Annotated in this window: 21 protein-coding genes and 1 pseudogene (1 of these 22 cut by a window edge); 7 read left to right on the top strand and 15 right to left on the bottom strand. The window is 74.5% G+C overall.

The features are described from left to right. Positions 1–157: 157 nt before the first annotated feature. Positions 158–571, top strand: a pseudogene (locus ACZ58X_RS12010) (PPOX class F420-dependent oxidoreductase); the annotation flags it as partial. Positions 572–582: 11 nt separating this feature from the next. Here the strand turns inward: ACZ58X_RS12010 and ACZ58X_RS12005 are convergent. The 3 genes from ACZ58X_RS12005 to ACZ58X_RS11995 all read right to left on the bottom strand — a co-directional run bounded on the left by ACZ58X_RS12005 (position 583) and on the right by ACZ58X_RS11995 (position 2,411). After that, positions 583–840, bottom strand: coding sequence for a hypothetical protein (locus ACZ58X_RS12005; protein ID WP_470333548.1), 258 nt, complete (start codon positions 838–840; stop codon positions 583–585). A gap of 469 nt (positions 841–1,309) precedes the next feature. Next, the gene (locus ACZ58X_RS12000) at positions 1,310–1,618 is read right to left on the bottom strand and encodes a hypothetical protein (protein ID WP_470333547.1); all 309 of its coding nucleotides are present in this window, start codon (positions 1,616–1,618) and stop codon (positions 1,310–1,312) included. A 55-nt stretch (positions 1,619–1,673) separates the two neighbouring features. Further along, entirely contained in the window at positions 1,674–2,411 is a 738-nt protein-coding gene (locus tag ACZ58X_RS11995; protein WP_470333546.1) for a dienelactone hydrolase family protein, read from the bottom strand. Positions 2,412–2,699: 288 nt separating this feature from the next. Between ACZ58X_RS11995 and ACZ58X_RS11990 the strand changes: the two genes are divergently transcribed. Continuing rightward, on the top strand, positions 2,700–3,266 hold the full coding sequence (locus ACZ58X_RS11990; protein ID WP_470333545.1) for a hypothetical protein: 567 nt from the start codon (positions 2,700–2,702) through the stop codon (positions 3,264–3,266). Between the two features lie 105 nt (positions 3,267–3,371). On the opposite strand, the gene ACZ58X_RS11985 is transcribed toward ACZ58X_RS11990, so the two are convergent. Further along, positions 3,372–3,737 (bottom strand): hypothetical protein, encoded by a 366-nt coding sequence (locus ACZ58X_RS11985; protein ID WP_380405623.1) that lies wholly within the window; start codon positions 3,735–3,737, stop codon positions 3,372–3,374. A 50-nt stretch (positions 3,738–3,787) separates the two neighbouring features. After that, complete coding sequence (locus ACZ58X_RS11980) at positions 3,788–4,003, bottom strand: hypothetical protein (RefSeq protein WP_470333544.1); 216 nt, start codon at positions 4,001–4,003, stop codon at positions 3,788–3,790. A gap of 404 nt (positions 4,004–4,407) precedes the next feature. Here ACZ58X_RS11980 and ACZ58X_RS11975 point away from each other — a divergent pair, with 404 nt between their 5' ends. From ACZ58X_RS11975 to ACZ58X_RS11960, 4 genes are all read left to right on the top strand, one after another. Then, entirely contained in the window at positions 4,408–5,232 is an 825-nt protein-coding gene (locus ACZ58X_RS11975; protein ID WP_470333543.1) for a M55 family metallopeptidase, read from the top strand. Between the two features lie 578 nt (positions 5,233–5,810). After that, a complete protein-coding gene (locus ACZ58X_RS11970) occupies positions 5,811–6,215 on the top strand; it encodes a hypothetical protein (RefSeq protein ID WP_470333542.1) in 405 nt (134 codons plus the stop codon). 102 nt (positions 6,216–6,317) lie between these two features. Continuing rightward, entirely contained in the window at positions 6,318–7,238 is a 921-nt protein-coding gene (locus ACZ58X_RS11965; RefSeq protein WP_470333541.1) for a hypothetical protein, read from the top strand. A 127-nt stretch (positions 7,239–7,365) separates the two neighbouring features. Continuing rightward, positions 7,366–7,791 carry a hypothetical protein gene (locus ACZ58X_RS11960; protein WP_470333540.1) on the top strand — a complete coding sequence of 142 codons (426 nt, stop codon included), beginning with the start codon at positions 7,366–7,368 and terminating at the stop codon, positions 7,789–7,791. A 66-nt stretch (positions 7,792–7,857) separates the two neighbouring features. On the opposite strand, the gene ACZ58X_RS11955 is transcribed toward ACZ58X_RS11960, so the two are convergent. Continuing rightward, positions 7,858–8,646 (bottom strand): phytanoyl-CoA dioxygenase family protein, encoded by a 789-nt coding sequence (locus ACZ58X_RS11955; protein WP_470333539.1) that lies wholly within the window; start codon positions 8,644–8,646, stop codon positions 7,858–7,860. A 141-nt stretch (positions 8,647–8,787) separates the two neighbouring features. Here ACZ58X_RS11955 and ACZ58X_RS11950 point away from each other — a divergent pair, with 141 nt between their 5' ends. Beyond that, a complete protein-coding gene (locus tag ACZ58X_RS11950; RefSeq protein WP_470333538.1) occupies positions 8,788–9,378 on the top strand; it encodes a TetR/AcrR family transcriptional regulator in 591 nt (196 codons plus the stop codon). Here ACZ58X_RS11950 and ACZ58X_RS11945 read toward each other — a convergent pair. The 9 genes from ACZ58X_RS11945 to ACZ58X_RS11905 form a co-directional block, all read right to left on the bottom strand. After that, on the bottom strand, positions 9,344–9,976 hold the full coding sequence (locus ACZ58X_RS11945) for a hypothetical protein (RefSeq protein WP_470333537.1): 633 nt from the start codon (positions 9,974–9,976) through the stop codon (positions 9,344–9,346). The two genes, ACZ58X_RS11950 and ACZ58X_RS11945, sit on opposite strands and share 35 nt — an antisense overlap. Before the next feature lie 66 nt (positions 9,977–10,042). Next, the gene (locus ACZ58X_RS11940) at positions 10,043–10,402 is read right to left on the bottom strand and encodes a VOC family protein (RefSeq protein ID WP_470333536.1); all 360 of its coding nucleotides are present in this window, start codon (positions 10,400–10,402) and stop codon (positions 10,043–10,045) included. A gap of 220 nt (positions 10,403–10,622) precedes the next feature. Further along, positions 10,623–12,131 (bottom strand): MFS transporter, encoded by a 1,509-nt coding sequence (locus tag ACZ58X_RS11935; protein WP_470333645.1) that lies wholly within the window; start codon positions 12,129–12,131, stop codon positions 10,623–10,625. Continuing rightward, entirely contained in the window at positions 12,046–13,002 is a 957-nt protein-coding gene (locus ACZ58X_RS11930) for a thioesterase II family protein (protein ID WP_470333535.1), read from the bottom strand. Before ACZ58X_RS11930 ends, ACZ58X_RS11935 begins: the two co-directional genes overlap by 86 nt. Then, positions 12,995–14,146: a class II histone deacetylase gene (locus ACZ58X_RS11925; RefSeq protein WP_470333534.1), complete on the bottom strand. Its 1,152-nt coding sequence runs from the start codon at positions 14,144–14,146 to the stop codon at positions 12,995–12,997. The genes ACZ58X_RS11930 and ACZ58X_RS11925 overlap by 8 nt, the downstream gene beginning before the upstream one ends. Next, positions 14,143–14,454 (bottom strand): hypothetical protein, encoded by a 312-nt coding sequence (locus ACZ58X_RS11920; RefSeq protein WP_470333533.1) that lies wholly within the window; start codon positions 14,452–14,454, stop codon positions 14,143–14,145. The genes ACZ58X_RS11925 and ACZ58X_RS11920 overlap by 4 nt, the downstream gene beginning before the upstream one ends. A gap of 96 nt (positions 14,455–14,550) precedes the next feature. Then, complete coding sequence (locus ACZ58X_RS11915; RefSeq protein ID WP_470333532.1) at positions 14,551–18,363, bottom strand: bifunctional SDR family oxidoreductase/pyridoxal phosphate-dependent aminotransferase family protein; 3,813 nt, start codon at positions 18,361–18,363, stop codon at positions 14,551–14,553. After that, a complete protein-coding gene (locus ACZ58X_RS11910; RefSeq protein WP_470333531.1) occupies positions 18,360–19,481 on the bottom strand; it encodes a DNA alkylation repair protein in 1,122 nt (373 codons plus the stop codon). Before ACZ58X_RS11910 ends, ACZ58X_RS11915 begins: the two co-directional genes overlap by 4 nt. Continuing rightward, positions 19,474–21,090 carry the 3' end of a beta-ketoacyl synthase N-terminal-like domain-containing protein gene (locus ACZ58X_RS11905; protein ID WP_470333530.1) on the bottom strand. Its footprint extends 4,641 nt past the window's final position, so only the last 1,617 of its 6,258 coding nucleotides appear in the window; its start codon lies beyond the right edge, outside the window — the gene reads right to left on this strand; the stop codon is at positions 19,474–19,476. The genes ACZ58X_RS11910 and ACZ58X_RS11905 overlap by 8 nt, the downstream gene beginning before the upstream one ends.

The raw sequence follows: 21,090 nt of genomic DNA, 5'->3' as shown, positions 1-21,090 counted from the left end.
ACCGCCCGGTACTGGAGCAGGAAGTCGGCCCGGTCGACTTCCTGCTCCGCTACGGGCAGCTCGCTACGCTGAGGCGGCATCAGCAGGGTGGCCCGGTCGGGGACCGCTGCGGAACGACGCGAGAGGACGACCGGTGGGCATCTGAACGAAGGAACTCCGGGCGCGGCTGGCGCAGCCGTGGATCTGGTTCGTGGCGACGACCGGGGCGGACGGCGCCCCGCACGTCACGCCGATGTGGGTCGGCCTGGAGGGCGAGCGGGTGTACTTCAACACCTCCATCGGCCGGATCAAGGAGCGCAACCTGCGCCACGACCCCCGGGTCTGCCTCTCCGGCTCCGACCCGGCCGACCCTTACGACCGCGTCCAGATCCACGGCCGGGCCGTCGAGTTCGTGACCGGCGAGCAGGCCGACCAGCAGATGGACCGCCTCGCCCACAAGTACCTCGGCGTCGAGGAGTACGGCTGGCGCATCCCCGGCGAGCGGCGGGTCACCGTGTTCATCGAGCCCACCCGGATCCGCCGGGTCGTCGGGGTCGAACCGCTGCCGGCCGCCGCCCGGGCCACCGACTGACCTCGCCCGCGTCAGCGGCAGCACTGGTGCCAGGACAGGTGGTGGCAGCGGGGCCGCTGGTGGTTCGTGGCGGTGGCCGCAGCCGGGCCCTCCCGGGTCGCGCAGGTGGTGGCCGCCGTGGTGGCCGCCGCCCTGCCGTCACCGCTCCCCCGGCTGCCGCCGCTGCCACCGCTGCCGTCACCGCTGCCGCAGGCGGTCAGGCAGACGATGGCGAGGACGACGCTCGCGGCGGCGGTGATCAGACGGGTGCGGGTGGTGCGGACGGACATCCGGTCAGGCTCCTTCGGCTTGCGATCGCACGGTCGAGCGGTGGAGCGGTCGAGCGGCTCGTCACCTCGACGACCGGAGCATGCGGTCCGCTCCGTCCCGACCGCCAGGCCCACCGGCAGATTGGGGACGCTGGAACGCCGGGACGGGCTCTGAGCTGCGGGAACACCACCGGCCTGGAACACCGGAACGGGACACGGCACCCCGGCCCGATGCGGTGTTCTGTTCCACGGCGTGTCGTACCAGGCGGTGGCGAGTGGAGTGCCGTCTCCGCAAGCGGGGGTGGCGGCCGAGACCAGCGGCGCCCGCCGGGTCGAGTGCCCGGTGTGCGGTGCTCAGCGGGTGACCGGGGTGGATCGGCGGCCGAACGCGGCCCACTGCCCGTGGCGGTGCATGACGAGGGCCTGGCAGTTGCGGAACGGACCGTTCGGCGAACGGTCACGGTGACCGCATCACGAACGGCACATCCGGTCAGTTGCGGTCAAATCCGTTCATCTGCAAGCCAGTGTCCCCGTCGCGGCCAACGGCCTTGCCCGGAGCCCGGGTTGGTGGCGTCAGCCGCCCGAGGAGATCGAGAAGGTCGACAAGGTCGGCAGCGTCAGCTTCGAGCGGTGCGCGGAGATCGTCGCCGAGCTGCGCAAGTTGGTGGAGACGGCCAGCCGTGCCCAGTTCACGATCGGCGACCACGCGCTGGAGGTCGAGCCGATCCGCGAGCACGGCAGTGCCCCCCGGGCGAGTGATCACAGAGGCCGCCTGTTCGAGCGGGCTCAGCTCCCTCAAGGGAAGGTTTGTGCAGCTGCGGTGTGTCGGCCTGGTGCCGGGCGGTCTGGCTGGGTCATGCCCCCGGAGCCTCCGGCACGGGTAGGCACTCGGCGAGCAGGTTGACGACGTCGCGCCAGGCTCGCTGTGCGTGCTGTGGGTGGTAGCCGACGCCGGGGACCGTGGGGTGGTCGACCGGGGGGTGGTGGAAGGCGTGCAAGGCGCCGCCGTAGACCGTGAGGCGCCAGTCGACGCCTGCGGCCTGCATCTCAGCGGTGAACGCGTTCCGTTGCTCGGGCGGCATGATCGGGTCTTCCGACCCGACCCCGGCCCACACCGGGCAGCGAATGCGCGCCGCCTCGCCCGGCCGGCCCGTGGTCAGTGCGTTCACCGTCCCGATCGCGCGCAGGTCGGCGCCGTCGCGCCCGAGTTCCAGCCCGACGGCGCCTCCGGTTCCGTAGCCGACGGCGGCGATCCGGTCGGGGTCGGTCCGCGGTTCGCTGCGCAGCACGTCGAGCGCAGCACGGCCGATGCCCCGCATGCGGTCCGGATCGGCGAGCAGCGGTATGCACCGGGCCAGCATCTCCTCGGGGGCGCCCAGGTAGCGCCCGCCGTGAAGGTCGAAGGCCAGCGCTATGTATCCGAGCTCGGCGAGGGCGTCGGCCCGGCGGCGCTCGACGTCGCTCAGCCCCATGCCCTCCGGTCCGAGCAGCACCGCGGGGCGGCGGTCGGCACCCGCCGGGAGGGCGAGGTGGCCGATCATCGTCAAACCGTCCGCCGGGTACTCGACCGTGCGCGTCGTCATCGTCCTCATGAGGCTGGACTGTAGTGATCGTCGAGCCCGGTCCGGCCGGTGTTCTGCCGCTGGCAGAACAGCGCGCGTGTCTCGATCACACCCCGGTAGCCGTGCCCCTGCCCCCAGGAGCACCGGGCGAGTGGTCACCGGACTCGCCTGTTCGAAGCCGGACGTTGAACGGCGAGCTGAACCTCCGGGCATCGAGTTGACGTGATCGTTCGTACTCGGGAGCATGTGTGGCCGCGCGCGTGCGCGGGTCCGCGCAGGTGTGCGCAGGCCGGTTCCTCTGGGATGTGATGTGGGGTCATGACGTTGGTGATGTCCGGGCGGGGCGTGGCAAGGGCGGGGCTGGCCCTCGGAGCGGCGCTGGTGCTGGCGGTCTGCACGACCGGCGGGGGTGACCGGGCGTCGGCCGCCCCGCTCGGGTCGGGCACGGTGGTCCGGCCCGCCGCCGAGCCGGCCGGGGTCCGGATCACGGAGGGCGAGGTCGGCGAGGTGGGTCCGTGGGGGACGATCACCTACCCGTCGGTGACCAGCTGCCTGGTCGTCACCGTCCTGCTGCGGGACGGCGGCAAGGTCGGCGGCCATGCGAGCCTGTTCCAGGTCCCGGGGAAGTACAGCTCGGACGAGATCCTCCCCGCCATCAGGCGGGCCGTCGGCCACCGGCCGGTGCAGTCCGTCGACGTCAGCGGGGCTGTCGGGGCCTGGAACCCCTCGTACTTCCGGAAGTCCATCGAGCGGTACACCGACACGGCCCCGCCCGGACCGACCGGCGACGCGCAGGGGATCGGCGACGCGGTGGCCCGCCTGCTGGGCCAGCCGCGCGGGAAGGTCACCGTCCAGGACCTGCCGGACGGCGACATCACGAGGTGAGACGCGGCCGACCGCCCGGCCCACGGGGCCGGGCGGTCGGCCGGAAACGGCACCGGTCCCGTCCGGGCCCCCGAGCGGGGGCCTGGACGGGACCGGCGGCGCCTGTCAGTACGAGGCGCTGGTGGCACACCGGCCGGTGTCGCCGTTGCACACCACGACGTACGAGGTGATCCCGGCGTCCAGCAGGGTGTCGGTCCAGGCCGTGTCGTGGGGGATGTTGGTCCAGTTGCTCGAACTCCCGCCGTTGGACTGCGTGAGGACCACGCTGCAGGCGTTGCCCCCGGTGGAGATCGCGTAGCCCCGCACGTGGTCGTGCCCGCTGTAGAACGAGACCACCATGCCCCCGGCGCAACCGGGAACGTTCGCCGGGTAGGTGGTGTCGGCCGACGCGATCCCGGTGCTGAGGCCCAAGCCGACCGCGGCGACGGTGGCGACGGCGCCGAGGCGGACGGCGGTGCGCTTCGTGATCATCGGTGTCTCCTGGTGTTGTCGGTGGTTGCTTTCCGGTCCCGGCCCGCGCGCTACCGCGTCAGGTACCAGCTCTGGTACGGGTTGTTGCTGTTGCAGCCCTCCTCGAGGAAGAGGTAGGGGCTGTTGTTGCCGTTGTCCAGCCAGGAGCGCACGGCGAAGTTGAAGAACTGGGCGCTGCCGACGACCAGGTTGTCCTGGCTGTAGTAGACGTTCGCCGTTCCCGACGTGCCGATCACCGTGACGAGCGCGGCCGCCAGGCCGAGCACAGCCGTTTACCGGTGCCTCATTCGTTGCCCCCGGTCGGTGGGAACCGCCGTCGCCGGCGCGGGGTCCATCCTCACCGCGGCCCGTACCGCCCGACCACGACGTTCACCCGACGTTGACCCGACACTTCCGCCGGGGGGAGGCCGTCAGCGCGGTCCGCGCGATCCGCAGCGCCTCGGAGGTCCCGTCCGGCTTCGGCTCCCACACAGGTGCTCTCGGTGCCGAGCCGCTGTGTGGGCATCGGTGCGCTCCGGTGCGTGCTCGCGGCGGGACACCCGGACACGGCGACGGCCGACTCCCGGGTGTCCCGTCACTCCACGGCTTGGCCACCTACCGGATCCGCGTTCCGAACGCGATGATGCGGTCCTGACGTGTCCAGGTGGCCACGGCCTCGAGGAGAACACCGATGAAGATCTTCATCTCGTCCGACATGGAGGGCACTGCGGGGATCGTCGACTGGGAACAGTGCCGGCCGGCCAGCTCCCAGTACGGCTACTACCGGGAGTTGCTCGAACGGGAGGTGAATGCGGCGATCGAGGGCGCCGGCGACGCGGGAGCCACCGAGTTCCTGGTCAACGACTCGCACTCCGCGATGTCCAACCTCCGACCGGACCGCCTCGCGCGCCGCGCCCGCTACCTGTCGGGCCGGCACAAACCCCTCTACATGATGCAGGGACTCGACCCGTCGTTCGACGCCGTCTTTTTCGTCTCCTACCACGGCTCGATGTCCGGCACCGCGTCCACGCTGTCACACACGTACAACCCGCAGGCGATCGCCGAGGTACGGCTGAACGGCATCGCGGCCGGGGAGGCGGGCATCAACGCGTTGGTCGCGCTCGGGCACCGGGTACCGGTCGTGCTGATCACCGGCGACGACGTCACCGCCAGGCAGATCGAACCGTTCTGCCCAGGCGTCGAGGCGGTCGTGGTCAAGACCTCGGTCTCCCGGTTCGCCGCCGACAGCCTGCACCCGGAACAGGCGAGGGAACTGATCCGGGACGGCGCCCACACCGCCGTACGCAGGCTCGGGGACGCCGCGCCTCCGGTGATCGCCCTGCCTGCCACCCTCTCCGTCCGCTTCCGCAACGCCGACCTCGCCGACATGGCGACCTGGGTCACCGGAGTGGTCCGCGACGACGATCTCACCGTGCGCATCACCGACGAGGACCCCGTCCGCCTCTACCGCGCCTTCGTCACCGTCGTGTTGCTCACCCGGGGCATCGGCGAGTAGCAGCCCCCCTCCGCACCCGGCACCGGCCGATCGGCCACAGAGCGGGGTCATGGGAGCCGTGCGGAGGAGGGTGTCCCGTTCCTCGGGATGGCGCTCAAGGAGCTCGGCGAGACCAGGAGGCCAAGGACGTGTTCCGGGCGGCCGCGTTGGCGGGCGAACCGCTGGCCGCCGTCGGCTTCCGCACGGTCTCCGACGAATCCGAGAATCCGAGGCCGAGGAGCGCCGCGCGCTCCTGCGGCGGGCGGTCGACCGGGGTGACCCGGACGCGATGCTCGTGCTGTTGGTCGACCACGAATCGACGGGGCACCCCCGGCGGGCGAAGGCCCTGCGCCACCGTCTCGCCGACTGCGGCGACGTCGTGACCGCCGCGCTCCTCGCCGCCCACGACCGGTCCTCGGCGAGCGCGGTGCGCCCAATGCACTCCAAAACTATTTCAATACGATCACAAGATCATGCAAAGACGCCGTAAAGCAGACGATCGTGCAGGTCGGGGCGGTTTCCCGGGATAACCTTGCGGCGCTTTGGGCGGCACCTGCCGGGTTTTCCGCCGCCCGTGTCATTCCCCTGGGAGTCATTTCATGAAGAAGTTCCTTGCCGCCCTCGCCGTGGCCGGCACCGCCGCCACCTCGGTGGTCGCGCTGGCGCCCGCCGCCTCGGCCGCCGGCTGCGTGCCCAACAGCATCACCAGCCAGGGCACCACGTTGAACAACGTCACGGTCCTCACCAAGTCCAACTCCCCGTGCCACGACGTCAACGTCTCCTGGTCGTACAACCCGTGGGGCGCCTACTCCGGCTACGCCGGCTACTACCGGAAGTCGTCCAGCAGCGGCTGGATCGGTGCCTCGCGCGGCTACGTCCAGCTGGACAACGGCACTCACGACATCAACAACCCCGCCAACACCCTGATCACCGACCTGAGCCCCGGCACCCAGTTCACCGTGATCAGCCGCAACCCGGGCGACCAGCTCGTCGTCGTGCACTGACGCCTGTGCGTGGCCCCCGCCCGGCAGTGGGCGGGGGCCACGGCGCCGCGCAGCCGCCACCCGTCCCCTCCTCGTCCCCTGCCCCGCCGGAGTCCCCCGCCCATGCCCCGCGTCCACCGGCGTCCACGCCGCTCCACCGCCCCGCGCCCGGCGGCCGGGCTGCTCTGCGCCGCACTGGCCCTGACCGCCGGATGCTCGGCCGCCGACCCGGGACCCACCGCCGCGTCCGCGCCGCCCGCCGCCGAACAGGCCGCCGTGGCCTACCGGTTGCCGGTGGACCTCACCCCGATGCTGCTGCCGGCCAACGGCCCGGACACCCGGCTCACCCAGGGGCTCGACGGCTTCACCGCCCTGCTCCGGGACCGGGCGATGCGCGACTGCCTGGCCACCGCCCGCGTCCAGGTGCCCGACGCCCCGCCCCCGATGTTCATCCGTCAGTTCGAGATCCCGGACCTGGCCCACATCGCCCGCCACGGGTTCAGCCCGAGCACCGTCCCGACCGCCCCCTCCCCGACCGCCCCCGCCCCGGCAGCGACGTCCGCGACGTCCGCGACGTCCGCCGACCCGGCCGCCCAGCAGCGCTGCGACCGGGAGGGCACGGCGGCCGCCGACCGACTGCGGTCCGACTACGGGCCCCTGCAGTCCGCCTGGCTCACCGGCCTCGCCGTACTGGAACGGGACGACGCCGTGCTCGCCGCCCGCCGGGGCCTGCCGGACTGCCTGTCCGCGCAGGGCGTCCGGGCCGACAGCGAACAGCACTTCTTCGACCAGGTGGACCGCACCCTCCAGAGCGCCCCGACCGAGCAGGCCGCCCGCACCGAGGACCGCCGCCTCGGCGCGGCCTACGCCCTCTGCATGCGGCCGGTCGAGGCGGCCCGCGAACCGCTGCGCGCGGCCCTGCGGGACACCTTCGTCCGGGAACACGGGGCCGAGCTGGCCCGGGTCCGCGACGCCCTGCCCGGGCGGGTCGCCGAGCTGGAGCAGCGCTACTCGATCCGGTTCGGGGTCCCCGTCGAGGCGTGACCGGCCGGGAGGGGAGTCGCGGGCCGGTGTCGGCCGTGGTCGGCCGCTGTCGGCCGGGAAGGAAATACTCTGCGGTGACTGCGGGTCATCTGGCAGGATGTCGCCATGATCATCACACGAAAGGGCCATGCCTCGTAGGCGGCCCGTCGACCTGCGCGCGGACCGTCGGGGTTTCCCGCCCGAGCGCGGGCGCTACTCGAGGATCGACCGCCTCTCCGGACCGGCCCAGGCCGCGATCCTCCGCCTGGAGCGGACCCGCTTCGAACCCGGTGACCTCCGCAGGGCGCTGGACGCCTGGGGTGCGCTGGCGCGTACCCCGCACGGGCGGTCACCCGCCTTCCGCACCGGCTGCGGCGTGGACTCCTGCTGCCCGAGGGAACCCGCCGATTGGCGGGACCTCCTGGAGGTGGTCGTGCACGCGCTGCCACCGAAGTCCGCGCGCGAGCTGGCCCGCATCGTCGGGCGACTGGACGGCAGGCTCCTCGACCATCCGGCCCTGCGGCACACCGTTTCGCCGTCCGGTGCCTGGTGGCACGTCGACCCGTGGCTGTGAGCGGGCCGCCGCGAGGCTCCCCCGAGCGGACGTCCCCGCAACCTGACGTCACCAGGCACACGGGCGTCAGAACTGCTGGGGCGTGCAGGACAGCCCCAGGCCCCGGCGGATCGCGAGCTCCACCGGTGAGTGGGCGCCGTCGGACCGCTCCAGCTCGTACGGGGCGGCCGGCATCAACGGCGGCTGGGCCATGAAGCGCGGGCGCAGCCCGTGGTGCGGCTGTGCCGCGTGCACCAGGAACGGGTGGCACAGGTAGACGTCGCCCGGGGAGCCGGTGGCGAGGGCGACCGGCCGGTGGTCGGAGGCCGCCACCAGGTCGGGGGCGAGCACCAGCCCGCTGGCGCCGTCCTCCCCGTACTCCGCCAGCACCTTCGGCGCGTCGAGGTGCGAGCCGACCCTGATCCGGGTCGGGGCGTCCTGCTCGCCGACCTCGCTGAACAGGAACAGCATCAGCAGTGCCCGGCCCCGGGAGCGCAGGTTGGTGAAGTACCAGGTCTCGCCGTCCGGCAGGTAGCTCCCCTCGATGTGCCAGCCCGCGTCGTCCGGTTCCTCCGGGTGCGGGAAGCGCAGCGGGAAGGTGCCCAGCGAGTAGCGCGGTTCCCAGCGGCCCGCGCCGGCCAGGAGGTCGTACGCGTGGTGCAGCGCCGGGGAGTTGGGGGCGGCGGCGAACGGGCCCTGGGCCAGGCCGCCCACCCAGTGGACGGGCTGCGTCCAGGTCGCCGGGTCGTCCGGGTCGCAGCCCGTCTCCCGCCACAGCAGCCGCTCGCAGTCGGCGGCCACCCGGGGCGCGACGGCGCCCTCCAGCTTCACGAAGCCGTCGCGGAGGAAGCGGGAGGTCAGGGTCGTGTCGTCCATGCCCCCAGCCTGGGGCGTCACCGGCCGCGGTCACCCGACAGGAGCGGTGCGGGAGATGTCGGGTGACCGCGGCCGGTGGGAGGGGTGTCGGGCCGGTACCGTGTTGGCATACCTTCAGTACGTCAAGGACAGGGGGCCACGATGGCGCAGGGAGTGCGGGCCCGGCAGCGGGAGCAGACCAGGCAGTCGCTGCTGCGCGAGAGCAGGCGGCTGTTCTCGACGGTGGGGTACGGCGCCGTCGGGCTGGCGGAGATCGTGGCGGCCGCCGGGGTGACCAAGGGCGCGCTGTACCACCACTTCGACAGCAAGACCGCGCTGTTCCGCACCGTGCTGGAGGAGGTGCAGCAGGAGGTGGCCGAGCGGATCGCCGTGACCGCGGACGCCCGGGAGGAGCCGTGGGAGCAGCTGGTGGCCGGGTGCGAGGCCTTCCTCAGCACCTCCACCGACCCGTCGGTCCAGCGCATCCTGCTGGTCGACGGGCCGGCCGTCCTGGGCTGGAGCGAATGGCGGGCCATGAACGAGGCCACCTCCGGCCGGCACCTGGCCGATGTGCTCGCCGTGCTGATCGCCGAGGGGACGATCCCCGCCCAGCCGGCCGCGCCGCTCACCCATCTGCTGTCGGGTGCGATGAACGAGGCGGCCCTGTGGCTGGCGGCCTCGGGCGGCCCCGACGACCTGGCGGACACCGTCCGGGCGCTCACCCGGCTACTGGAGGCGCTGCGCGCGCGGTGAGCCGGGACGGCTGCCGGTGGCGGTGCGCACAGGGGTAGCAACCGCCTTGGCCGCGGCGGATGTTGTTGAGCATCGGGGTGCCGATGTGGCCGCACCGGGTGCAGCGGCAGCGCCACTGGTCGCGCACCCGGCCGGGGAAGGGCTCCAGCGGCTCCAGGCCGATCGCCCGCATCTCCGCCACGGCGGCGGCCGGGTCCACCGGGGCGCGGCCCGCGCAGCCGAGGCAGCCCCCGCCGCCCGCACGGATCTTGAACAGCCGGGGGTGGACGGTCCGGCCGCAGGGCAGGTGCCGGCAGCGCCAGCGCACCCGGGCGCCCGGGTAGGGGTCGAGCGGCTCGTAGCCGGCCGCCCGCATGTCCGCCTCGGCGCGCTCCTGCCCGGCCGCGCGGCGCCGTCGGCCGGCGGCGGTGCGCCCGCACTCGCGGCAGCCGGTGCCCCGGCCGGTGCGCACCAGGGTGAAGGTGGGCGCGACGCGGTGGGCGCCGTGGGTGCAGCGGCAGTTCCAGGCCACGTTGGCGCCCGGGTAGGGCTCCAGCGGCTCCAGGCCGGCCGCGCGCATCACCGCGGCCGCCGCGTCGGGATCGATTCTTCCGGCCATGGCACCTCTCCCCTTGGGTCCCTTGCAGTCTTTCGATCGGGCATCACCGGGCCAGGCATCGCCCGCTCAGGCGTCGCTCGGTACGGCGCCTCCGCTCGCGACACCCCCTGGTACGACGTCGACGCGGACGCCGTTGGGGTCCACCACCGTCCGCCCGGCCGCGCACCCGCCCTCGGCCCCGGCCTCCAGGACGATCCGCACCGCGCGCACCGGCCGCCGCCACTCCTCGGGCGTCTCCGGGTGGGACGGGTCCACCAGGGTGAGTTCGACGGGCCGCCCGGGTGCGGCGCGGCCGAGGACGAGGCACCACGGCGTCCCGCGCACCACCTCGAAGCCGAACTGCCCGGCGTAGAACGCGCGGGTCTCGCCGAGGCGGGACGTACAGATCACCGGACGGAAGCTGGCCAGCATGGACGGCATCCCCATTCACGTACCAACGGTATGTCAATTGAACCTAATTGCGTACCGTCGGTATGTCAACACGGTCGGTGGCGGCCCCTGCGGCCCCTGCGTACCCTCTGGCCCCGTCGGCCCCGTCGGCCCCGCCGGACGGCCTCCGGACATGCGCCGACGGCCGGTCCCGTCCCCGGACCGGCCGTCGGGTGCTGCCTCGGCGCCGTCGCGCCGCGCCGCGCCGCCGCGGCCGCTACTCCACCGCGGCCACCACCGGCTCCGCGCCGGCCTCCTCCTCCGCCCCGGCCCCCGCCGGCGGGGCCTTGATCACCAGGACCACCAGCACCGCGCTGGCCAGCGCCAGCACGGCCCCGATCCCGCCGATGACGTTCATGCCGTCGGTGAACGCGGCCCGGGCGGAGTCCAGGAACGCGCCCGCCGTGTCGGCGGGCAGGCCCTTGGCCGCTTCCACCGCCCCGGCGAGCGTGCCGCCCGCGTCCTCCGACACCCCGCCGGGCACCGCCACCCCGGCCCGGTACACGGCCGCACCGAGGCTGCCGAGCAGCGCCACGCCGAGCGCCATGCCCAGCTCGGTGCTGGTCTCGGAGAGGGCCGAGGCCGCGCCGGCCTGCTCCGGCGGGGCCGAGCCGACCACGATGTCCGTGCCGAGGGCCACCAGCGGGCCGCCGCCCGCGTAGACGAAGGCGAAGCCGGTGACCACCTGGGCGATGCCGGAGGTGCTGTCGGCCGTCGCCAGCATGACGTGGCCCAGCGCCGACACCGCCAGGCCGGCCGCGACGACGTACGCGGGCCGCACCGTGGCCGCCGCGATCGGGGAGACCACCGAGGTGACGATCAGTGCGAAGGCCGCCGGCAGCAGGTAGAGGCCCGCCGTCATGGGCGACAGCTCGCCGACCAGCTGGAGGTACTGGGTGACGAACAGGTAGGTGCCGCCCGCCACCAGCATGCTGACCAGCAGAGTGGCCAGCGCGGTGCGGAAGGTGGGGCCGGCGAACAGCCGGAAGTCCAGCAGCGGGCCGGCCAGCGTGCGCTGGCGCCGGACGAAGGCGCCCGCCACGGCCAGGCCCACCACCAGCGCCAGCACCGGCAGCACGCCCGCGCCGCCCTTGGCGATCTCCTTGAGGCCGTAGATCACCGGCAGGATCGCGCCGAGCGACAGCAGCACGCTGGCCAGGTCGAGGCGGCCGGCGTTCTCGTCGCGGTACTCCGGCAGCAGCACCGGGCCGGCGATCAGCAGCAGCGCCATGATCGGGATGGCCAGCAGGAAGACCGAGCCCCACCAGAAGTACTCCAGCATGGCGCCGCCGACCACCGGGCCGAGCGCGATGCCGACCGAGAACATCGTCACCCACACCGCGATGGCCATCCCGCGCTGGCGGGGGTCGGGGAACATCGTGGTGATCAGCGCCAGCGTGGAGGGCATCAGCGTCGCCCCGGCCACCCCGAGCGCCGCCCGGGCCGCGATCAGCGCGGCCGGGTCGCTGGTCCAGGCGGCGACCACCGAGGCCACCCCGAAGGCGGCGGCGCCGATCAGCAGCAGCCGGCGCCGGCCGATGCGGTCACCGAGGGTGCCCATGGTGACCAGGAACCCGGCGATCAGGAAGCCGTAGATGTCGATGATCCACAGCATCTGGGAGGCCGACGGGGCCAGCGCCTCACTGATGTGCGGGACGGCCAGGTGCAGCACGCTCACGTCGATGGAGAGCAGGAGGGTGGGCAGCGCCAGTACGGCCAGCCCCAGCCACTGGCGTGGACCGGCCTGCTGGGGGGAGTCGGCGGTGGTGCTCAACGGGGTTCCTTTCCGGGAGTCCGGGGGTGTACGGGGTCTCCGCCCGGTGGGGCGGTCGTGCGGGGCCCGGCGGGGTCGGACCGACCAGGTGCCGGGTGACGGCCAGCGCGTTGGCGTGGTCGTACAGGTAGAAGTGGCCGCCGGTGAACATCAGTCGGCGGAAGCCCGCGGTGGTCTCCAGCGACCACAGGTGCAGGCGTTCGGGGAGGACGACCGGGTCGTCCGTGGCGCCGAGGGCGAGGATCGGCACGGCCGTGCCGGTCAGCGGCCGCTCATGGGCCTCCATCGCCTCCAGGTCGGCCCGGATGGCGCGCAGCGCCGGCCCGAGCAGGTCGGTGCGGGCCAGCAGCCCCGGCGCGATGCCGCCGATCTCCTGGAGATGGGCGAGGAGTTGGGCGTCGGTGCGGTCCCGCGCGGACGGCGGCCCGCCGGTGAAGCACGGCGGCTGGCGGGCCGAGACGGCGAGCAGCTCGGGCGGCAGGCCCTTGTGCTCCATCGTCCGGGTGAGCTCGTACCCGAGGATGCTGCCGAAGCTGTGTCCGACCACCGTGTACGGCAGCGGATCCGCCCCGGTGAGTTCGGCCAGCTCCCGGCCCAGTGCCTCGACCAGCGGCTCGACCCTGGTCGGCGGCGCCTCGCCGAGGCGCACGCCGCGGCCGGGCAGCTGGGCCACCAGGAGTTCGACGTCCGCGGGCAGCACCTCCCGCCAGCCGCGGAAGGCGGACGGCCAGCCGCCGGCGTGCGGCAGCGCCACCACCCGGCGGCGCGGGCGCGGCCCGGAGCCCTTGGCCGGCGCTCCCAGGCGCGTCCACCAGTCACCCATCGCCGGCCCCCTCCGCCCGCGGGCCGGCCGGGCCCGGACGGCCCGCGAACAGCGGGTGGTGGGCGCGCAGGTGGTCGACCACCCGCCGCTGGTGGGGTTGCAGGCGCTGGCCCGGAAGGTGTTCCAGGGAGTGCAGGAACGGGTCGTCGGGGGCCGGCAGCCCGGCGACCGCGCAGGCCGTCGCCAGCACCAGGGTCGGCTGGTACCAGGCCGAGTAGCCGCCCTCGTGGGCCAGCACGATCCGTCCGTCCGCCAGTTCGTCGGCCAGTCCGCACAGGGCCGAGGTCATGGCGTGGAAGGTGCGGCTGGTGCACAGCATCCGGCCCATCGGGTCGTGCCCGCCCGCGTCGACCCCGGCCGCGACCAGGATCAGGTCGGGGCGGAAGGCCCGGGCGGCGGGCGCCACCAGCTGCTCCACCACGGCGAGGTAGGCCTCGTGCCCGGAGCCCGCGGGCAGCGGCACGTTGAGCGTGGTGCCGGCGCCCGCGCCCGCACCGGTCTCCAGGACCAGGCCGGACGCCGCCGGGAACAGCCCGTCCTGGTGGACCGAGACGTACAGCACGTCCGGGTCCTCGTAGAAGACCCGTTGGAGGCCGTTGCCGTGGTGGACGTCCCAGTCGAGGACCAGCACCCGGCGCGCGCCGTGCCGCCGCGCGGTGCGCGCCGCGACCGCCAGGTTGTTGTAGAGGCACAGTGCCATCGCCCGGTCCGGCTCCGCGTGGTGGCCGGGCGGGCGGACCAGGCAGTAGGCCCGGCCGAACCGGCCGTCCAGGACGGCTGTGACGGCCTGGGCGCAGGCCCCGGCGGCGAGCCGGGCGGCCCGCGCGCTGTGGTAGTTGACGGGTGCGTACACCCCGGCGTCGCCCGCGCCGGCCGCCGAGGCGGCCTCGACGCGTTCGAGGTGCTCCGGGGTGTGCACCAGCAGCAGGTCCTCGTCGGTGGCGGGCGTCGGGGTCACCGCGGTGAACCGCTCCAGGACGCCGGCCGCCCGCACCAGGCCCTCCGCCCGGCGCAGGTCCGGGTCGACGGCGAACTGTCGCAGCGGCTCGATCCCGGGCCCCACCGGCAGGTAGCCGGCGCCGGGCCCGGGGTCGTGCCAGAAGCACAGCTCGTGGCTGTACCAGGCGAGTTCGGGAAGGCTCACGCGGCGGACGCACCCAGCGGGGCCCGGCGCACGCCGGAGACCCTCTCGATGTACGCCAGGTAGTGCTCGCGCTCCTCGTCGGGGGTGCGCTTGGTGCGGAAGGTGGTCTCCAGCAGGTCCAGCACCTCGGCGGCCTCGGCGGGGCTGATCGGGCCGGCGCCGATCCGCTGCTCGGCGGCGCGGATGCGCGCGGCCGGCTCGACCACGCCCCGGGTGTGCTCCTGCGGGTCGGTGGCGTGGTTGCGGGTGACGGCGATGGCCTTCAGGACGGCCGAGAAGAACGCCTCGGTGTCGGGTGCGGCGGTCATGCGGTGCTCCCCTCCGGGATGCGGTGCGCGGATGTACGGGCGGGTGTGAGGACGGATGTACGGACGGATGTACAGGCGGATGTGCGCGCGGATCGGTCAGGGGATGAGGCCGCAGGCCCGGCCGGCGCGCGCCAGCACGGCGACCGCCTCGTCCAGGTCGGCCTCCGAGTGGGCGAGGTTGACGATCGTGCGCAGCCGGGGCAGCGTCCGCGGCACGGCCGGGTAGACGATCGGCTGTACGAACAGCCCGTCGCGCTGGCACGACCGGGCCATCGCGCCCGCCTGTTCGGCGCTGCGGCAGATCACCGGCACCACCGGGGTCTCGCTCTGCAGGGTGTCGAAGCCGAGGGCGCGCAGCTGCTCGCGGTAGCGGGTGGTGCGGGCGCGCAGTTCGCGGGTGCGTTCGGGGGCCGCGGCCATCACCTCGATCGCGGCCTTGGCGGCGGCGACCTGGGCCGGGGTCGCGGCGGCGGAGAACATCCAGCCGCGGGCGTTGTTCTTGAGCGCGAAGACCAGGTCGCGCGAGCCGGCGACGTAACCGCCCGCGCTGGGCACGGTCTTGGACAGGGTGCCCATCTTGACGTCGATCCGGGCCGGGTCGAGGCCGAAGTGCTCGGTGATGCCGCGTCCGGTGTCGCCGAGGACGCCGAGGCTGTGTGCCTCGTCGACCATCAGCGGGGCGTCGTAGCGCTCGCACAGCTCGACGATGCCGGGCAGGTCGGCGATGTCGCCGTCCATGCTGAACACGGCGTCGGTGACCACCAGGCGGCCCCGGTCGCCCGCCTTCCTCAGCGCGCGTTCCAGGTCGGCCAGGTCGTTGTGGGCGTAGGTGATCACCTCGGCGCCGGAGAGCCGGTAGCCGTCGAGGATGCTGGCGTGGTTGTAGACGTCGCCGATGACCACGTCGCCCGCGCCGACCAGGGCGCCCACGGTGGCGACGTTGGCCATGTACCCGCTGGAGAAGACCACGGCGTCCTCGGCGCCGAGGAAGTCGGCGACCGCCAGCTCCAGTTCGCGGTGCAGGTGGAGGGTGCCGGCCAGCAGGCGCACGCCGTGGGCGCCGGTGCCGTGGCGCTCCACCGCGTCCAGGACCTGCTGGTCGATGTAGTCGTGGCCGATCAGCCCGAGGTAACTGTAGGAGGCGAAGTTGAGGAACCAGCGGCCGTCGAACCTGATCCGGGCGCCCTCGGCGCGTTCGATCACCGGCTCGTAGAAGTACTCGTCCCTGGCGACGATCTGCCGGTCCTCGGTGGAGAGCGCGTCGATCCGGCGCTCCAGGAAGCTGCCGCCGGGTGCGCCGGACAGCCGGGCGGGAAGGGTGCGCCGGGGCGTGCGGGTGCGCGGCGCCGGGGCGTGCGGGACGACCGGGGGGACAGCGGCGGCCGGGGCGGGTTCCGTACGGACGGCGGGTGCGGGGGCGACGGGCTCGGGGCGCGGCTCGGGCTGCCGCACGGGTGCGGGCTCGGCGTGCGGGGCCGGGTCGCGGTAGCGGTCCCACTCGGGGACGAAGGCGTCGGCGGCCGCCCGGACGGAAGCGGGCGCGGCCTCGGGCACGGGCGCGGGAACCGGGCGCTCGGCGGCCGCCCCCGTGCGCGGCAGCGACTCCAGGTGCCCCAGCAGGGCGCCGACGCCGCTGTGCTCGAAGAAGACCATCGGGTCGACGTCGAGCCCGGAGCCGGCCAGCGCCGCGGCCAGCTCGACCGCCATCATCGAGTCGAGCCCCAGCTCCAGCAGGTCGTCCTCACGGGCGACGTCGTCGACGAGCAGGATCTTCCGGACGGCGGCGGTGAGCGGCGGCCACAGCTCGCTCGTCGGTGTCAGGGTGGTGGTCATGGGTGCCCCCTTCGCTCGGGCGGTGGCAGTCAGGACGTAGTGCGCGGGAGGACGGCAGAGGGCCGCGCGCAGCAGCGCGACGCCGTCGTCCGGGGTGAGGGCGGGGACGCCGTGGGCGGCGGCCCGGGCGGCGATGTGCTCGCCCATGCCGACGTTCCACAGGCCCCAGCCGAGGCTGTACCAGGGCCGGCCCTCGGCGCGTTGCCGGGCCGCGTAGCCGTCCAGGTACCCGTTGGCGGCGGCGTAGGCGCTCTGGCCGAGGTTGGCGCGCACGGCGGCGACGGAGGAGAACAGCGCGACGAAACCGGGTGGGTCGTGCCGGGCCGCCAGCTCGGCGAGGGCGTGCACCCCACCGAGCTTGGGGTGGAACACCTCCCCCACCTGGGTCGGGGTCAGGCTCCGGGCCAGGCCGTCGCGGAGCACTCCGGCGGCGTGCAGGAGGCCGTCGTAGCGCGCGGCGCCGGCCAGCCGCTCGGGCAGGTCGCGGACGTCGGCGGCCACCGTCTCCAGGTCGCACCGGGCGGCCAGCCGGTCGAGGCGCTGCCGGACCTCGCCGGCCGCCGGGGCGGTGCGGCCGACCAGGGTGAGGTGGGCGCAGCCCTCCTCGGCCAGGAACTCGGCGACCCGCAGGCCGATGCCGCCCAGGCCGCCGGTGATCAGGAAGCGTCCGCCGCGCAGGCGCGGGGGGCGGGCGGCGGCGGAACGGTCGGGTTCGACCACCGGCGCGTACCAGGTGCCGGACCGTCGGGCCAGGTCCGGCTCGGCGTACCGGGGCGGTGGCGCGACCTCGCTCGGTGCCAGGTCGACCAGTCGCACGGCGGTGCGCGGGTGCTCGGCGCGCAGGGTGCGGGCCAGCGCCCACAGCGCGGTCGCGACCGGGTCGACGGGCTCGCCGCCGGTCACGTCGTGGGCCCCCGTGGTGACGATCAGCAGGTCGGGCATCGGGGGCCGGGCGGCGAGCCGGCGCACCAGGGTGAAGACGCCCTGGAGGGCCTGCGCCGCGCCGTCCGCGCCCGCCGTCCCCCGGGGTGCCACGTACACCACCTCGTGCACGGGGTGCTCGGCGAGGACGGCGTCGAGCCGTTCCTGCGTCAGTTCCCCGGGCGCCAGGCGGGCGACGGGTGGGGTGTCCGGTTGCGGGGTGTCCGGCGGGGCGATCAGCAGCACCGCCCGGTCGGCGGCCCACGGCGCGGGGGCCGGCTCGGTCCGCCGCCACCCGGGAGCCTCGATCAGTCCGACGGCGGACTCGACGGACTCGACCGTCCCCACCGGAGCCACAGGTGCGGGGCGCCGGGGCCCGGCCGCCTTGAGGGTGATCCGGTCCAGTTCCAGCAGCACCTCGCCCTGCTGGTTGCAGACGGTGGCCCGCCCGCGCACCCCACCGCCCGCACCGCCCGCACCGCCCCGTCCGGGCGGGTCGAGCTCGACCAGGGCCAGCACCGTCCCGGTGATCCGGCGGCGGGCGGCGATCCGGCCGACGTACCAGGGCAGGCACGCCCCGGCCGCTCCCCCGTCGAGCAGCCCGAGCAGCTGGAACACGCCGTCGAGCAGCGGCGGCGGCACGAAGGCCGCCGCGCGCGGGTCGTCCTCGGCCGTGCGCAGCACCGCCGCGATCCGGCCGGGCCCCCGCTGCGCGGACCGGACCACCCGGTAGGCGGGCCCGTACGCGATGCCGCTGGCGCGCCGCCAGGCGTCCAGTTCGGCGAGCGGGACGGCGTCCGGGCAGCCGGCCCGCAGGTCGGCGGTGTCGAGGTGGCGCGGCGGCGGCAGCGGGACGCCGTGGGCGCGGGCGGTGCTGTACGCGGTCGCCGCGTCGGCGCCGGTACCGGTGCCGCGCACGGCGCACTGCCCGTCCTCGCCGGTCACCACCGCCAGTTCGACGCGCGGTCCGTCCACCCGCAGCGGCGCGCGGAAGGCGACCTGCTCCAGCGTCCAGGACCGGCCCGGCCGCCGGGTGTCCAGGGCGCGGAGCAGCGCGTCCGCCTGGACGGCGGCGGCGAGGACGGGGTGCTCGCCGATCCGGTGGTCGGCGACCACCGGATCGGCCGCGTCGAGGACGAGCGTCGGCGCGCTCATGTCCGCAGGTCGAATCGCTCGGTGGCCTTCACCAGGCCGTTGACCTGGATGTCGACCCGGTGCTCGCCCGGGTAGTAGTTGCGGGTCTGCACCTCCTTGACCGGGTGGGTCCTGCGCAGGCTTCGCCGTTCGCCGGCGGCGAGTTCCAGGGTGGTCAGCTTGAAGACCTTGGGGATGCTGCGTCCGTTCTTGCGGACGTGGTGGACGACGTAGTCGACGGTCACGCTGTGGGCGCGGGTGTCGGTGTTCTCGACGTCCAGCTCGACCAGGACGGTGTCCCCGACGGTCACCTCGTGCGGTGTGACGCTCAGCCGGGGCACCCGGACGTGTTCGCCGCCGGTGGCCCCGAGCACGGCCAGGGCCTGCTGGTCACCGTTCTTCACCAGGGTCCGCAGGCCGTGCTTGACGATCCAGGCGGTCTCGGGGGTGCGGCTCTGCTCGAGCCAGCGCAGGGCGGTGTCGAGGGCCTGCTGGGGGTTGTCCTTGGAGATGTCGTTGAGGTTGTTCGCGACGGACTTGCGCACGTACTCGGAGGGGTCGCTGCGCAGCGGTTCGAGGATCTCCAGGACGGGTCGCGGGTCCTTGACGAAGACGCCGAGGGTGCGGGCCCAGGGCAGCCGCGGGCGCACGCCCTCGCTGGCCAGCCGCCGCACGTTGTGGCTGGGGCTGAGCGCCCACTCGGCGACCCGCCGCATGGTCGGTGCGTGGTGCTGCTCGAGGTAGGGCCGGATCGCGTACTCGCCGGTGTGCCGCCGGGTGATCTCCTCGATGGCGTCGAGGGACGCCTCGGGGTGGTCGAGTCCGTACTCCTCGACGAACCTGGCCACCGGCATCAGGTACCAGCTGGCGTTGAACATCCCCTCTCCCTCGGCGAGTTCGTCGCCGAGGACGGTCAGCAGCAGGGGCAGGGCGGCGGGGTAGTCGGCGGGCAGCCGGGTGCGCAGGCCCTCGGCCAGCACCAGCACGCGGTCCTTCAACTCCTTGCCCGGCACGCGCCGTTCGACCTCGGCGGCGTAGCCGTCGACGTCGAAGCCGGGGTGCGCGGCGCGGATCCTGCCTCCGATCAGGCGGGCCGCCTCGCCGTTGAAGTGTCGCTTGAGTCCGTACTCGCTAGCCATGGTGCTCGGGCCTCTTCGTGTGCTCGGTGTGCTCGGTGTGCTCGTCGGGGTTCGGTGCGGCCGCGGTGATCCAGTACCGCTGCCGGTGGAAGGGGTAGGTCGGGAGGGTGGTGATCCGCTGGCCCCTGCCCTCGTGCAGGGCGCTCCAGCGCGGTTCGGCGCCGGTGCGGTCGTGGTGGGCCGCCAGGGCGGCGTGCAGCTGGGCCTGGTCGCCCCGGCCGCGCCGGAGGGTGGCGATCCACTCGGGGTGGTCGCCGGTGTGCGCGGCCCGGGCCAGCGGGAGCAGCTGCGGCTGCGGGCCGATCTCCCACACCGTGTCCGGCTGCTCCTGGCCGAGGGTGGCGACCGCCTCGGCGAACCGGACCGGGCGGCGGACGGCCCGGGCCCAGTACTGCGGGTCGGTCGCCGTCGCGGCGGTGTGCCAGCTGCCGGTGAGGGTGGCGGCGAACGGCAGGACCGGCGGGGCGAGTTCGACGCCGGCCACCGCCTCGGCGAACGGGGCCACCGCGCCGTCCATCAGCGCGCTGTGGAAGGCATGGCTGACCGTCAGCGGCTGCACGCGCACGGTGCTCTCGGCCCGGAGCCGCTCGACGGCCTCCGCCGGGCCGCTGACGGTGTGCAGGCGCGGGGCGTTGTGGGCGGCGAGTTCCAGGCCCGGGTAGCGGGCGAGCAGGCCGGTGAGGGTGTCCGCGTCGGTGTGCACGACCGCCATCGCCCCGCCCCGGGGCTGCTCCTGCATCAGCCGGCCGCGCAGCGCGGTCAGCCGCAGCAGGTCGGGCAGGGTGAGCACGCCCGCCGCCCAGGCCGCGGTCAGCTCGCCCAGGCTGTGCCCGGCGACCGCGTCGGGCCGGACGCCCGCCGCCGCCAGCCAGCGCACCAGGGCGACCTGCACGCTCACGATGCCGATCTGCGCGTAGCGGGTCTCGTCCAGCAGGTGCCGGGCGTCGCCGTGGATCAGGTCGAGCAGCGGCACGTCGGTGTGCGGGGCGAGGAGTTCGGCGCACTCGTCCAGCGCCGCGCGGAACCCCGGCTCGGTGGCGTACAGGCCCTCGCCCATGCCGGGGTACTGCGAGCCCTGACCGGTGAACAGGAATGCGGTGCGGGCCGGGCCCCCGGTGTGCCGGGCCGCCGGGGCGCTGCCGTCGGCGACGGCGGCGAGCCGGGCGGCCAGCTCCGCGGGGGTGCCGCCGTGCACCAGGGCCCGGTGGCGGTGCGCGGCCCGCGCGGTGTTCGCGGTCCGGGCGAAGTCGCCGAGCCCGGTGGCCGGGAGGGCGGCCACGTGCCCGGCGTAGGCGGCGGCCAGGGCGCGCAGCGCCGGCTCGCTCGCCGCGCCGAGGCGCACCAGGTAACTGTCCTGGGCGAGCGGTGCGGGGGCGGGAGCGGCCGGCGCCTCCTCGACGATCACATGGGCGTTCACCCCGCCCATGCCGAAGGCGCTGACGGCGGCCCGGCGCGGGCGCTCGCCGCGCGGCCAGGGGCGGGCGCGGTCGACCAGGTGGAAGGGGGTGGACTCGAAGCGGATGTGGTCGTTGGGCCGGGTGACGTGCAGGGTCGGCCACAGCTGCTCGTGCTCCAGGCCCAGCAGGACCTTGACCAGGCCGATCAATCC

It is taken from the genome of Kitasatospora sp. NPDC040550 (genome assembly GCF_055594965.1).
The sequence above is the reverse complement of the archived record's forward strand: the minus strand, read 5'-3'. Positions and strand labels throughout refer to the sequence as shown.